The organism is Actinomadura rubrobrunea NBRC 15275, assembly GCF_001552235.1.
GTDB classification, from domain to species: domain Bacteria; phylum Actinomycetota; class Actinomycetes; order Streptosporangiales; family Streptosporangiaceae; genus Spirillospora; species Spirillospora viridilutea.
Map to the genome: position 1 here is coordinate 1 of NZ_BCQU01000131.1, position 14331 is coordinate 14331.

General features: G+C 72.7%; 11 protein-coding genes. 7 read left to right on the forward strand and 4 right to left on the reverse strand.

What is annotated here, in order from left to right; genetic code table 11:
- Positions 1–168: 168 nt before the first annotated feature.
- The 3 genes from AR3_RS30045 (at position 169) to AR3_RS26995 (ending at position 2703) form a co-directional block, all read left to right on the forward strand.
- Positions 169–594, forward strand: coding sequence for an Rv3654c family TadE-like protein (locus AR3_RS30045; protein ID WP_083952105.1), 426 nt, complete (start codon positions 169–171; stop codon positions 592–594).
- Between the two features lie 289 nt (positions 595–883).
- Positions 884–2158, forward strand: a complete 1275-nt coding sequence (locus tag AR3_RS26990) for a hypothetical protein (protein ID WP_067918160.1) — start codon at positions 884–886, stop codon at positions 2156–2158.
- 176 nt (positions 2159–2334) lie between these two features.
- On the forward strand, positions 2335–2703 hold the full coding sequence (locus AR3_RS26995; protein ID WP_067918162.1) for a hypothetical protein: 369 nt from the start codon (positions 2335–2337) through the stop codon (positions 2701–2703).
- Here AR3_RS26995 and AR3_RS27000 read toward each other — a convergent pair.
- From AR3_RS27000 to AR3_RS27020, 4 genes are all read right to left on the reverse strand, one after another.
- On the reverse strand, positions 2700–4427 hold the full coding sequence (locus AR3_RS27000; protein ID WP_067918164.1) for an ABC transporter permease: 1728 nt from the start codon (positions 4425–4427) through the stop codon (positions 2700–2702). The two genes, AR3_RS26995 and AR3_RS27000, sit on opposite strands and share 4 nt — an antisense overlap.
- Before the next feature lies 1 nt (position 4428).
- Positions 4429–5319: an ABC transporter ATP-binding protein gene (locus AR3_RS27005; RefSeq protein ID WP_313819759.1), complete on the reverse strand. Its 891-nt coding sequence runs from the start codon at positions 5317–5319 to the stop codon at positions 4429–4431.
- 6 nt (positions 5320–5325) lie between these two features.
- Positions 5326–5844, reverse strand: a complete 519-nt coding sequence (locus AR3_RS27010; protein WP_067918166.1) for a PadR family transcriptional regulator — start codon at positions 5842–5844, stop codon at positions 5326–5328.
- 771 nt (positions 5845–6615) lie between these two features.
- Positions 6616–8922, reverse strand: coding sequence for a DNA 3'-5' helicase SftH (locus AR3_RS27020; RefSeq protein WP_067918170.1), 2307 nt, complete (start codon positions 8920–8922; stop codon positions 6616–6618).
- A gap of 255 nt (positions 8923–9177) precedes the next feature.
- On the opposite strand from AR3_RS27020, the gene AR3_RS27025 reads away from it, so the two are divergent.
- From AR3_RS27025 to AR3_RS27040, 4 genes are all read left to right on the forward strand, one after another.
- On the forward strand, positions 9178–9531 hold the full coding sequence (locus AR3_RS27025; RefSeq protein ID WP_067918171.1) for an STAS domain-containing protein: 354 nt from the start codon (positions 9178–9180) through the stop codon (positions 9529–9531).
- A gap of 14 nt (positions 9532–9545) precedes the next feature.
- Positions 9546–9986 (forward strand): ATP-binding protein, encoded by a 441-nt coding sequence (locus AR3_RS27030; RefSeq protein WP_067918172.1) that lies wholly within the window; start codon positions 9546–9548, stop codon positions 9984–9986.
- 775 nt (positions 9987–10761) lie between these two features.
- Positions 10762–11181 carry a phosphoribosyl-AMP cyclohydrolase gene (locus tag AR3_RS27035; RefSeq protein ID WP_083952101.1) on the forward strand — a complete coding sequence of 140 codons (420 nt, stop codon included), beginning with the start codon at positions 10762–10764 and terminating at the stop codon, positions 11179–11181.
- 634 nt (positions 11182–11815) lie between these two features.
- A complete protein-coding gene (locus tag AR3_RS27040) occupies positions 11816–14278 on the forward strand; it encodes a sodium-translocating pyrophosphatase (protein ID WP_083952103.1) in 2463 nt (820 codons plus the stop codon).
- Positions 14279–14331: the final 53 nt, after the last annotated feature.

A 14331-nucleotide genomic window follows, 5' to 3' on the forward strand; every position in this document is an offset into this window, starting at 1 on the left:
CGCCTGGGTGGGGGCTGGACGCGGTGGAGATGTAGCGGCGGGTGGGGCGCTGCCGCGGAAGTGCTGGAAGTGGTGGTGAGGAGGTTGCGGGTGTTGGTGCGAGGGCTCCAGTCCGGTGCGGACGGCGTTTTGCGGGCGGTGCTGCCGTGCGGGAGGAGGGGTGACGGGATGGTCTGGAGAGGGGCTTTGGATCGGGATGGGCATTGTGCGAGGGGGCGGGGTGATCGGGGGAGTGGGGCGCTGTGGGTGGTGGCGCTGATGGCGGTTCTGTGGGCGTCGGCTGCGGCGGCCATGACCGTGGGCGGTGTGCGGGTGGCGCGGCATCGGGCGGATGCGGCCGCGGATCTGGCTGCGCTGGCAGCGGCCGCACGGGTCGCCGAAGGAACGCGGGAGGCCTGCAGGAGCGCTGGAAAGGTCGCACGGGAATTCGGTGGGCGCCTGTCGAAGTGCCAGGTGCGGGGGCGGGTCGTCGATGTGTCGGTGACACTGGCGGTGACAGGGGCGTGGGCGGTCGGTGACATGCGGGTCGTTTCGCGCGCCCGGGCTGGTCCCGCCGAGCCGGAAAGCGTACCCTTACCACACCTGGCTCGTTGAACAAGGCGTCAATAGCAGGCGGTGATCGTGCGCGCAGCGTGTCGCCGGCCGGGCAAGGCCATCGACGCCTCCGCATTGTCGCCGTACTGTGACGTGGGTTACCCGTTGGTACGTTACGCTGCCCTCAACCCCCCGGAATCACCAGACACGGCGGCCGTCGCGCAGCTCGACCGGTGGCCGGGCCGGGTTCGGCGGACGGAGCGACGTCGGCACATCGTCCGATGGAGGGATTGAAGCCGTGACCTGGACTCGCAGGATCGGTGCAGTCGCGCTCGCGGCACCCCTTGCGATGAGCGTCCCGATTCTCGCCACCGCCGCCCCGGCCAGCGCGGCCGGCGCGGGGATCACCAGCCCGGACGACGGCGCCGTGATCAGCAGCGGCGGCTCGGTCAAGGTCGCGGCCACCACCGAGTGGCTCAACGCGTGGCGGCTCGTGGTCGTCAGCCCCGGCGGCACCGAGCAGGTCGTGGCTTCCAAGGGCGCCCTGAGCAGCGCGGGCCTGAGCGGCACGGCCGATCTCGGCAACAACGGCCGCTACGAGGTGAGGCTTCAGGAGAACTTCCTGGGGTGGCACACCAAGGCCACCCGCAGCTTCGTCGCGCGAGTTCCGCCCGCCGCCCCTGGCGGCGTCTCGGCCAAGCTGTCGGGCAGCAAGATCACCGTTCGTTGGAACCGGGGCCTGGAGAGCGACCTCCTCGGGTACTCGATCAGTGCCGGGGCGGCGGGGTCCAAGAGCGGCTCGGTGGACGGGTTGTGCTCGGGGACGAGCTGCTCCACCACCTTCGCCGTGCCGTCCAGCGCGAGCGGGACGATTCCGGTGCGGGTGCGGGCCAGGCGCTCCGACGGTTCCGGCGGGTCGATCTACTCGAGCGCCGCGTCGGCCAGCGTGACCGTCAAGGGAAGCGGCGGCAGCGGTGGCGGCGGTTCGAGCGTCTCCCCGCCGTCCAGCTCTGTTCCGCCCACGGTGCCGAGCACCCCGCCGCCTGGGGCGGCGCCGCTGACGCCTTTCAACAACGCGTCACCGGTGACGCTGCCGCAGGTGCAGCCGGAGGGGGCGACTCCGGGACTGACGTACCCGGCGCCGCAGGTCGCCGACCAGAACCGGCCCAAGGCCCAGAACGTCGCGGCCTCCGACACCCTGCAGTGGGGCAAGAGCATCGCCACCGCCCTCATCCTGCTCCTGATCGCGGCGCACCTCGGCACCTGGACGCGGCGCATCCGCGTCGCCCACGCGGGGGTGAGCAGCCAGGGCACGGCGGCGCGCATCGCGCGGAGCGGGACCGGCCGCAAGCGCGTCATCAGGGCGCGTCAGCAGATCGCCCAGGCCGAGGCCGCCGCGCGAACCGCCGAGATCTCCTCCGCCGTCAAGGCCGCGCGGGGCGAGCGGGGCTCCAAGGCGGCCGCCGCGCCCTCGCGTCCCGGCGCGTCCCGTGCGGGACGCCGCCCGGCGACCCTCGGGGGAGGGAACAGCGGGGTGGTCGTCCGCATCGCCGAGCCGGCTCACCGAAGCGGCGCGCGCCACGGCGCGCGCAGGCGCCGCGGCGGACGTCGCAGGGCGAAGTGAGCGATCGCCGGGCGGACGGGAGCGTTCGCTCAGAAACTGGTGTCGGGCCACGACGGTTTCGGCAGTCGGTGCCGTACCGGTCGGGCTGATCGCGAAGGGATGGCGTCCGGAATGTGGGCGGTCTAGGCTCCCTTCCCAGCCGAGATCTCCCCGCTACGGAGAGGAGAACCCTCCGCATGACTTTCTTGGGGCTGCTGATCGTGGTCGCCGCCCTGGTGGTGGGGGCGGCCGTCATCGCGGACAACACCGGAGAGGCTGAGCTCACGGCGTTCGGGGAGGCCGTGCCGGGGGTCTCGTCCGTGTGGCAGGTGTTCGCGGCCGGGGCCGTCGTCGCCCTGGTGCTCATGCTGGGCGCGACGCTGGCGCTGGCCGGCATCAGGCGGGCCGTCCGGCTGCGGCGCGAGCTTCAGGAGCTGCGCGACGAGCACAAGGAGTCGATCCAGACGCTGGAGCTGGAGAAGCGGCGGCTCGAGCACGAGCTGGCGATCGCTCGGCGCAACGCGGCGGCGTCCCGGCCCGTGGAGGCGGCCGTCCGGCAGCCCTAGGCGGATCTGAGGACGGTCGTCACCGGGCGCGTCGCGGCGTGCCTGACGGCGACGGCGGTCAGGACGGCGACGGCCGCCAGTGTGGCGGGGATGACGGCGACCAGCCACACGATCGGGACCTGCCCGCTCGCCGAGGAAGCGTTCCCGGCGGCGCGGGCCGCCGCGTACACCAGAAGACCCAGCGGAACACCCGCCACCGCGGCCACGCCCGCGGGGATCAGATGGGCGGCGACGAGACCGCCGGTGACCTGGCGGGGCGTCGCGCCCAGAGCGCGGGCGAGCGCCGAGGTGCGCAGGGTGTCCAAGGACGTGGCCCACGCGGTCAGGACGGCGTTGACCGCGGCGAGCAGCAGCATCGTGACGGCCAGCACGAGGACGATCTGGCCGACCCGTTCGGTGACGGGGTTGCCCGCGCCCGGGACGAAGTCCGGTCCGGTGGCCTGACCGTCCTTGCGCGCGATGTCCCGGTTCATCGCCAGCGCGGCGACGGTCATCGCCACGGTGACGGCCGTGCTGAGCGCCGCCAGCACGGTCCGGCGAACGCGCCGTACGGCGATGCGCAGGCCCAGCAGCAGGGTGACCGGCAGGCCGGACGGCACTCCCAGACGGCGCGGCGGGCGCACCGGGTCGCGCAACGCGCGCGCCGTGGTGATGCGGGCGCCGCGAAGCGCCGGCACCGCGGTGGCCGTCGCCGTGACGCCGACCGCGAACAGCAGGACGGCGGCGACGAGGCCGGGCGTGGGAGCGGCCCCGCCGGTCGAGAGCAGGCCCGGGTTCGGCTCCGTGAGCAGAGGAGACACGGCCCAGCCCGCGAGCAGTCCCACGACGCCGGCGACGGCCGCGATCAGCAGGTGCTCCGCCAGCAGCGTGACGGCGACGACGGCGGGCGTCGCACCGGCCGCCTTCAGCAGACCCACGCGCCGTCCCTGCTCGGCGAGACGGCCGCCGACCAGCAGGGCGACGCACAGACCCGCAAGGATCGCCAGCACCCACGCACCGCTGACCAGCGCGCCGTCGGCCAGGCGGAGCTCCGCGGTGGCGTACGCGGCCAGGTCCTGCCACGGCCTGACGCCCTGGTGGCGGGCGGCGAAGGCGGGGGCGGCGGACGGGTCCGCCAGGCGCATCGGCATGGTCAGCCGGCGCGGCGAGGCGGAGGGCAGGCGGACGGCGTCGGCACGGGTCGTCCACACCAGGCCGGGCGCGGACGACGGGTACGGGGGCCGGCCGGTCGTGACGGCGATCCCGACGACGGGGAAACGCCGACCGGCCAAGGTGATCTCGTTTCCGGGCCGGACGCGCAGCGCGTCGGCGAACGCGCGCTCCACCACGACCGCGCCGGGGCGCAGCCACGTGCCCGAGGTGACGTACGGGCGGTCGATGCGGCTGGGGGCCACGTCGCGGCCCTGGACGACGGCGTTGACGGCGACGTCCCGAACACCGAGGCGCACCGACACGGTCGGGAACGGCCGTACGGCGTCGGTCACGCCTTCGGACCGCGCCAGGTCGCGGAGGACACGGGCCTCGGTGGCGACGGCCACGGCGTCTGGGCCCGCCGTCGCCGCGCGGGTGCGGTCCCAGGGATCGTCGGCGGCGTTGCCGACCAGCAGGCCGAGCGTCAGCGTCGTGGTGGTGGCCGCGATCGCCGCCAGGAGAAGCACCGCCTGGGCGGGGCGCCGGCGCAGGTCGCGCCAGGCCAGTCGGCATACCAGCAGGAGTCGTCCCATGTCACACCAGCCCGCTGATCGCGCCGAGGCCGAACCCGTGACCGGAGCCGAACCCGGAGTCGCGGCCCGAGCCGGAGCCGTCGCCATGGCCGAGACCGGGGGCATCGGGAAGCCCGAAGTCGTCGCCCAGGCCGGAACCGAGGCCGGAGTCGTCGTCGGTCGAGCCGTGGCGGATCGCGTAGCCGAAGCTCGGGTTTCCGCTGGGACGGCGGAGGATCGTCTCGTCGACGAAGGCGCCGTCCCGCATGGTGATCAGCCGGTCCGCGGCCGCGGCGATGCGGGAGTCGTGCGTGACGATCACCAGCGTGCGGCCCTCCGCGCGCAGGTCGTCGAACAGCCGCAGCACCTCGCTCGTGGCCGCGGTGTCGAGATTGCCGGTGGGCTCGTCGGCCAGCAGCAGGGCGGGATCGTTGACGAGGGCGCGCGCGACCGCGACCCGTTGGCGCTGCCCGCCCGACAGCATGGCGGGCAGGTGCCCGGCGCGGTCCGCGAGACCGACGCGTTCCAGCAGGGCGGTGGCGCGGCGGCGGGCGGCGCGCGGTGACGCCCCGGCCAGCAGGGCGGGCAGCTCGACGTTCTCCCGGGCGGTCAGCTCGTCCACCAGGTGGAACGCCTGGAACACGAAACCGATCGAACGGCGGCGCAGCCGCGCGGCCGCGGTCTCCGACAGCCTGTCGATGCGCTCGCCGCCGAGCCACAGCCAACCGCCGTCCGGACGGTCGAGCGCGCCGAGCAGGTGCAGCAGCGTGGACTTGCCGCAGCCGCTCGGGCCGATGATGCCGACCGCCTCGCCCGAGGCGACGTCGAGGTCGACCTCGTCGACGGCGCGGACCAGGCCGGTGCCCGTGCCGTAGTGCTTGCGCAGGCGGCTGGCGCGCAGGATCGGTTCCACGGTTCCTCATTTCTCCCGGTCGGCCCAGTGGGCGGCGCACGAGTCGAGCCAGCGCAGGTCGGCCTGCAGACGCAGGACGGCGCCCTCCAGCAGCAGCGCCGGGCCGGACCCGGGGGGCTGGGCGAGCGCGGCCCGCTGGACGTCCGCGAGCCGTCGCAGCAGTTCGCGCCGCTGGGCGTCGACGATGTCCACGGGGTCGGCCAACCCGGACCAGGCGGCCGCCACCAGCTTCAGATAAAAGTCGGTGGGCGCCGGACGGGACGCCCGGTCCACGTCCGCCAGCCAGCCGGCCACGCGTTCCTGACCGGCCGGGGTCAGCTCGTAGACCTTGCGGTCGGGCCGGTCGGTCTGGCCGACGACCCGCGCGCTGACCAGCCCGGCCTTTTCCAGACGCCGCAGCGTCACGTACACCTGCCCGGCGTTGAGCCCGTCGCCGAGAGGGCCGAGCGCTTCCTGCAGCCGGGCGCGCAGCTGGTACCCGTGCGCCGGCTCCTTGGCCAGCAATGCCAGCACCACGTCCTGCATCGGCCCCTCCCTAACGGTCAGCCATATAGTTAACGGTTAGCTATGGGAGGGTCAAGCGAGTCCTCAGATTCGCGCGAGCGGTCCTGTTACAGCTGGGGCCCGGCGACGCCGACCACAGGTCGATCCGGCGACTGCTCATCGCTCCGTACGTGCAGGCGAATCAGGACCACCATCCGGGCTCTGACACGCAGAGATGCAGCGGGCGAAGCGCGTAGGTGGTCGTATGGCCCGTCGCCTGGCAAGTGACGCACTCGGATGGACGCGGGAGGCGCGCAGGAGAGCGCAAGCTGAACAGCCAGATCGTCGGCTACGAACGTCGGACAGACATACACCGTCGGCGGGCCGTGCCCGCCTGTTCCGGATTCTGGCAGGCGGTCTACGGGCCCTGTTCCGGCGCCGGCAGCGTGAAGGCGTCTGGACGCGCATCCTGGCCGCCCCCGCAGGCCGGGCCGACGCGGCCGGGCTGATCAGGCCGACAGGTGAGCGTCGACTCCACCATCATGCCGCGGCGCACCAACACACCGCCGGGGCCCTGCGGCACGGTGCGCTGGGGCGCGAGCCGCCCGGTGGAACGGCTGCCGAGCCGGGCGACCACAGGCTGGGCCGCTCTCGCGGCGGGTTGTCGACCAAGGTGCATCTGCCCCTGCGAGCAGGGGCAGATGGTGTTGTCGCCGGTGGTGACCGCCGGTCAATGAGGGGATGCCCCGCGGTTCGAGGCGGTGATGGCCGGCATCAGGGGCGCCCGCCTCAGACCGGGGTGGCCTGGGGCGCCTATGGGGTGGGGGCGTGGCTGAGGAGTTCGGCCAGCATGACCAGGGCGCCGTGCTTGTCCAGCGGGTCGTTGCCGTTGCCGCATTTCGGCGACTGGATGCACGACGGGCATCCCGATTCGCACTCGCAGGCGGCGATGGCCTCGCGGGTCGCGTGCAGCCAGGTGGCGGCGTTGGCGTAGCCGCGTTCGGCGAATCCGGCGCCGCCCTCGTGGCCGTCGTACACGAACACCGTCAGCAGGCCCGTGTCGGGGTGGAGGGCGGTGGAGACGCCGCCGATGTCCCAGCGGTCGCAGGTCGCGTACAGGGGCAGCAGGCCGATGGAGGCGTGCTCGGCGGCGTGGGCCGAGCCCGCCAGGTCCAGGTCGCCCAGGCGCTCCACCTGAGTTTGCGACAGCGTCCACCAGACGGCGCGGGTGCGCAGGGTGCGGGGCGGAAGGTCCAGCGGCTTCTCCCCGAGCATTTCGCCGGTCTGCAGCCGCCGCATCTGGTACGCGACGACCTGCCGTGTGACGTCGACCGTGCCGTAGTTGAGGGTGGCCTCGCCCCAGGCGACCGAGCGGAGGCGTTCCACCACGCGGATGTCGGTGACGTCCCGCGCGGTGGTGGAGTAGTCGGGGTCGGCCTCCTCCACGAGCGCGACCGAGTCGTCCAGGTCGAGCGTCTGGACGATGAAGGTCTCGCCCTGGTGGATGTAGACGGCGCCCTCGTGGACGGTGGTGTGCGCGGACGCCTCGTCCACCGTGCCCAGCAGGCGGCCGGTGGCGGCCTCGACGACCTGCACCGGCGTGCCGCCCGCGCCGCGGATGTCGGCCAGGTCGGCGGCCTTGTCGCGGCGCGTCCAGTACCAGCCGGCGGGGCGGCGCCGCAGCAGGCCGCGCCGCACCAGGTCCGGCAGCAGGTCGGCGGTGGACGGCCCGAACAGGTCGAGGTCGTCCTCGGTCAGCGGCAGCTCGGCCGCGGCCGCGCACAGGTGCGGTTCGAGGACGTACGGGTTGTCGGGGTCGAGCACGGTGGCCTCGACCGGCGTCCCGAAGATCGCTTCTGGATGGTGGACGAGGTAGGTGTCCAGGGGGTCGTCGCGCGCGACGAGGACGGCGAGCGCGGCCTGGCCGGACCGTCCGGCCCGCCCCGCCTGCTGCCAGAGGGACGCGCGGGTGCCGGGCCACCCGCAGACGATCACCGCGTCCAGACCGGACACGTCGACGCCCAGTTCCAAGGCGTTGGTGCTGGCGAGCCCGATCAGGTCCCGTGACCGCAGCGCCGCCTCGAGGGCGCGCCTGTCCTCGGGCAGGTACCCCGCGCGGTAGGCCGCGACCTGGTCGACGAGCTCCGGGGCGGCCTCCTCCAGAGCGCGTTTGGCGCCGAGCGCGACCGACTCCGCGCCGCGGCGCGACCGCACGAACGCCAGCGTCTGCACCCCCTCGACCACCAGGTCGGCCAGGAGGTCGCCGGTTTCGGCGGTGGCGGTGCGGCGGACGGGAGCGCCGTGCTCGCCGCGCAGTTCCGTCAGCGGCGGCTCCCAGAGGGCGAAGGTGGCCGGGCCGCGGGGAGACGCGTCGTCGTCCACGGCCACCACGTCCAGGCCCGTGAGGCGGGACGCGGTCGTCGCGGGCTCCGAGGTGGTGGCCGAGGCCAAGATGAAGACGGGCGAGGACCCGTACCGCGCGCACACGCGGCGAAGACGCCGCAGCACCTGCGCCACGTGGGAACCGAAGACACCTCTGTACCCGTGGGCCTCGTCCACGATGACGTAGCGCAGACGGCGCAGGAAGGCGGCCCAGCGTCCGTGCGAGGGCAGGATGGACCGGTGCAGCATGTCGGGGTTGGTCAGCACGTAGTTGGCGTGCTGCCGCACCCAGGCGCGCTCCTCCCGGGGCGTGTCGCCGTCGTAGGTGGCCGCGCGTACACGGGTCAGCCGCAGCGACCGGAGCGAACGGAGCTGATCGGCGGCCAGCGCCTTGGTGGGCGACAGGTAGAGCACCGTGCCCTCGCGCCGCGGGTCCTCCTCGTAGATGGACGCGATGGCGGGCAGGAGATAGGCGAGCGACTTCCCCGAGGCGGTGCCTGTGGCGATGATCACAGACCGTCCGGAGCGGGCGTGCTCGGCCGCCGCCGCCTGGTGCTCCCACGGCGCGTCGATGCCCGCCGCCGCCAGGCGTCGTACCAGCGTGGGCGGCGTCCAGGCCGGCCAGTCCGCGCGGCGGCCCGCGCGGGCGGGGACCCGCTCGACGTGGGTGATGCGGTCGCGCCGGAACGGGTCGGCCAGCAGCCGGTCCACGGGGGTAGAAGATCTTTGCGCGCCCATCAGGTTTTTCAGTCTGCCAGCCGGGGCACAAGTACGTGAACGCCCCGGCGCCGCAGGGCCGTGTCCCCTTTCACGACCGGCAGATCAGCAGGTCAGACGGCCGTACGAAGTTCCGTTCGACTGGGCGATTACGCGCGTACTCGACGCCGGGGCGTGATTGAATCACGGCGGAGTCCCGGCGCCCGCGAAACCGCCCCCCGCGGCCGGTTCCGTGGACGACGGGATCGAAGTGTGCTGGATGGCGCTGGAGGATCTGTGGACCTCAAGGTGAACGACTACACCACCGAAGACGGCCTCACCGTCATCAACGTGGAAGGCGAGATCGACGTCTACACGGCGCCGAGGCTCCGCGAGAAGCTCATCGACCTGGTCAACAAGGGCAAGTTCCACCTCCTGGTGGACATGGAGAAGGTCGAGTTCCTCGACTCGACCGGCCTGGGCGTCCTGGTCGGCGGGCTCAAGCGCGTGCGCGCCCACGACGGGTCGCTCGAGCTGGTGTGCACCCAGGAGCGCATCCTGAAGATCTTCCGCATCACCGGCCTGACCAAGGTCTTCGGCATCCACAACTCGATCGCCGAGGCCCAGGAAAAGCGCAAGGGCGCCAAGTAGACGGCCCGGCCGCGATGGGACCCGTTGAGCTCACTTTCAGCGCCCTGCCGGCCCACGTCCGCACGGCGCGGCTGATCGTCACGGCGGTGGCCCGCCGCAGTGGCGTCGCCGAGGCCCTGCTGGACGAGGTCCGGCTGGCGGTGGGCGAGGCGTGTTCGCGTGCCGTAGAGGCGCACCAGCGGCACTGTCCGGACGAACCGGTCCGGCTGGAGCTGAACGGCACCGGCCGCCGGTTCGAAGTCACCGTCAGCGACACCGTCCCCAGCGAGGACGCCGGCCGCGGGATGCCCGCCGCGTCGGAGGGCTTGGAGTACGCGCTGGGGAACGGCACCGTCGATCTGGGCCTGGCGGTGATCTCGGGTCTGGCGGACGACGTGGAGATCTCCTCGACCCCCAAGGGCGTCCAGATCCGCATGAGCTGGCCCGCGGAGGAGGGCGTGCCGCCGCAGAGCTGACGCCCCATGTCGGCGCGCTCGCCGGGCACGTCCGGACACGCTCCCCCTTCAAGGACACGGGACACGTCCGGCGCCTGCGGAGCAGGGGGGCGCCCGGCAGGAGCCGCGGGCGGCGGCCGCTTCTCCGCAGGCGCGGGGACGTCTCCGGAGCCATCGCGCGTGAGGCCTCTCGCTCCAGTTCGACAGGGGGCGCGTGCCTGGAGAAGGCGGGCGGCCCGGTCCACGTCCCTGCAGCCGCCTAGACGGCCAGAACCGCTCCATAGCGCACCAGGAGCCGGTACGAGCAGCCTCGTACCGGCTCCTGGGCTTTCTCCGCCCGTTCGTCGCGCACACTTCCATCACCACAAGTCCCGCCGTGGTGGCCGCCACGGCCCGGGCCGTCCGCTGCACCGTGTCTCGTCCGCATGGTCGTCTACGCGCGGCTCGGTGCCCTTGGCGTGCTTGGCTGGGGCGACTGGGGCGTCGCGATGGGGGCTGGCGTAGGGCGGCTGGTAGACCAGATGGGCCGTTCGGTGGGTGGAACGGATGAAGGGACGCGGGCCGTCGCAGTCGTCGTCCTGCGGGGCGTGTGAGGGCGTTTTGACGTCGTCGCCATGGACCTCTTGGGCGACCGGCCTGCGGCAATCGTCCTGCTGGTTAGAGGGGCAGCGGGGCGAGGTGGTGTTGGCGGTAGAGCGGGACGGCGGGGGAGCCGTCGACCGGTGGGCCGGGGTGGGCGGTGCCATCGGATAGAGAGGGTCATGGCAACGCTGACGTGCGCTGTGGAGGAGGAAGCATGAGCGACCTTGAGGAAGGTCTTGAGCTCAATCTGGACTTCGGCAAGCTGGCCGCGGTGGCGGCGACGGGGGCGCAGGTCGTGCCCGTCGTGCTGCAGGACGTGGACAGCGGCGAGGTCCTGTTCGTGGGCTATGCCAACGACAAGGCGCTGAAGGCGTCGCTGGACGAGGGCATCGCCGTGTTGTGGTCCACGTCCCGCAACGAGCTGTGGCGCAAGGGGGCGACGTCGGGGGACACGCTGAACCTGGTCGAGGTCCGCGTCAACTGCGAGCAGAACTCGCTGCTCTACCTGGTGCGGCCGACGACGGGTGGGGCCTGCCACACCAAGACCCCCTCGGGGCAGTCGCGCCGCACCTGCTACTACAGGGCGATCGGGGACGACGGCGCGCTCCGTCCTGTGCAGGGCGCCTACGAGTAGACCGCGGCAGAGCACCAGCCGGACGCGCTCGCGCCCGACCTCCACGAGGAGCACGGCGACCTCGCCCTGCGCGCCAAGACTTCCACGCCGGCGGGCGGTATGGCGCGGGGGTGCTCGGCCGGGTGCTCACTCTGTGCTTGAGAAAAAATGCACGATCGATTATCGATCATATTTCGCGAGATGATTGCCGAGCGCCGTCTGCGGCGCGCGTGATCATTTCGGGCGGGCGGGCGCGGGCGGGCGGCGGGGCGGCTATATGATCGCCTTCCGCGGCCGAGGGCGGCGGCGAATTTGGGGCGGCATGTAATGCCGATTGCGGCCTTAGGTAAAAGGGGGCCCAAGAGTCGGGGCGGTGCGGCCTCCTCTGGACGTCCGCAACGCCGGACAATGGCTGCTGACCTGCGACGACACGGCAAGCGATCACTTTTCAGGCAAAACAGCGAGCAAAGCAGGACGTTTTCGGACGTCATCGCCGGTCGCGGGAAGCGCGGTCTTCTCATCTCCGCGGCGCCTGCGTAGACTCCCCGCACCCGCGTTGCCGTGCGAGGTGTCTAAAACGGCCGCTCGCGGGGTACGCGGTAAAGATCGTCCTTTGTGGGCGATCACCGATCGCATGCCCTGTCGAGGAGGACGCATGTCTGGGCTTTCCCTGTCAAGCCCGGCCGCGGCAGAAGTGGATCTCGGCGGCGGCGACCAGACACTGGTCGTCGTCGTCGCCGTGATCGCGCTGCTCGCACTGGCCGTCGCCGCCGGACTGGTACGCGAGGTGCTGGCCGCCGGCCAGGGCACCGAGAAGATGCAGAACATCGCGCGGGCGGTCCAGGAGGGTGCGGGGGCCTACCTGCGGCGCCAGTTCCGCACGGTGGCCGTCTTCGTGGTCCTGATCCCGCTTCTGCTGCTGCTTCTGCCGGCCGACTCCACCTCCGAACGGGTGGGACGGTCGGTCTTCTTTGTCATCGGGGCGCTGTTCTCCGCGGTCACCGGCTTCGTCGGCATGTGGCTGGCGGTCCGCGGAAACCTCCGGGTCGCCGCGGCGGCCCGGGAGCAGGGCGGCGAGCGCCGGGCGATGCGGATCGCGTTCCGCACCGGCGGCGTCGCCGGGATGTTCACCGTCGGGCTCGGCCTGTTCGGCGCGGCGGTGGTGGTGCTCGCCTACAAGGGCGACGCGCCCAAGGTGCTGGAGGGCTTCGGCTTCGGCGCGGCCCTGCTGGCGATGTTCATGCGGGTCGGCGGCGGCATCTTCACCAAGGCCGCGGACGTGGGCGCCGACCTGGTCGGCAAGGTCGAGCAGGGCATTCCCGAGGACGACCCGCGCAACGCGGCGACCATCGCCGACAACGTGGGCGACAACGTCGGCGACTGCGCCGGCATGGCCGCGGACCTGTTCGAGTCGTACGCGGTGACGCTGGTGGCGGCGCTGATCCTGGGGTCGGCCGCGTTCGGCACCGAGGGCCTGGTGTTCCCGCTGGTCGTGCCGATGATCGGTGTGATCACCGCGGTGATCGGGATCTTCGCGGTGGCGCCGCGCGGCGGCGACCGCTCCGGCATGACCGCGATCAACCGCGGCTTCTTCCTGTCCGCGGTGATCTCGGCGGTGCTGGTGGCGGTGGCGGCGTTCGCCTACCTGCCGTCGTCGTTCTCCGCCCTGACGGGCGTCACCGACCCGTCCATCCGCGACCTGGACGCCGACCCGCGGTGGGTCGCGCTGGGCGCGGTGCTGATCGGCATCGTGCTGGCCAGCGCCATCCAGCTGCTCACCGGCTACTTCACCGAGACCAACCGCAAGCCGGTCAAGGAGGTCACCGACAGCGCCCGCACCGGCCCCGCCACGGTGATCCTGTCGGGCATCTCGCTGGGCCTGGAGTCGGCCGTCTACACGGCGCTGGTCATCGGCGCCGCCGTGTACGGGGCGTTCCTGCTCGGCTTCGGCAACACCACGGTGGCGCTGTTCGCCGTGGCCATGGCCGGGACGGGCCTGCTCACCACGGTCGGCGTGATCGTGTCGATGGACACCTTCGGCCCCGTCTCCGACAACGCGCAGGGCATCGCCGAGATGTCCGGCGACGTGCAGGGCGAGGGCGCGGCCGTGCTGGAGCGGCTGGACGCGGTCGGCAACACCACCAAGGCCATCACCAAGGGCATCGCGATCGCCACGGCGGTGCTGGCGGCGACCGCGCTGTTCGGGTCGTTCCGCACGACGGTGGTGAGCGCGCTGGCCGACGCGTCCGCGGACGCCCGGGACGCGCTCGGCACGTTCGCCGACTTCAGCCTGTCGATCGACAACCCGAACGTGCTGATCGGGCTGATCGTCGGCGCGGCCGTGGTGTTCCTGTTCTCCGGGCTGGCGATCATGGCGGTGGGCCGGGCGGCCGGACGGGTCGTGGTCGAGGTGCGCGAGCAGTTCCGCACCAAGCCCGGGATCATGGACTACTCCGAGAAGCCCGACTACGACCGGGTGGTCGACATCTGCACCCGGGACGCCCAGCGCGAGCTGGCCACGCCGGGCCTGCTGGCCATCATGACGCCGATCGCGGTCGGGTTCGCGCTCGGGTACGCGCCGCTGGGCGCCTACCTCGGCGGGGCGATCGCGGCCGGCGTGCTCATGGCGGTGTTCCTGGCCAACTCCGGCGGCGCCTGGGACAACGCCAAGAAGCTGGTCGAGGAGGGCAACCTCGGCGGCAAGGGCAGCGAGGCGCACGAGGCCACGGTCATCGGCGACACCGTCGGCGACCCGTTCAAGGACACCGCGGGCCCGGCCATCAACCCGCTGATCAAGGTGATGAACCTGGTGGCGCTGCTGATCGCGGACGCGGTCGTCACGTACGCGGGCAACGTGCCGCTGCGGGTGGCCGTCACCGTGGTGGCCGTCGCCATCGTGGTCGCCGCGATCGTGGTGTCCAAGCGGCGCACGGACCTGATCGGGCCGGACGGCGCGCAGCCCGCCGTGGCGGGCGGCGCCGCGCCGGGCGCCGTGACGTCCGGCACGGCGTCCGGGGCCGGTGAGGCCGCCGGCGCCGGCGACAAGGCCGAGCTGGTCGGCGAGGCGTCGCGCGGTCCCGCCGACCCGGGCAAGGGAGGCTCCGCGAACAAGGCGTGATCTCCTTCGGCGCGGGGGCCGGCGGCCGGTGCGGCCGCCGGCCCCCGTCCATG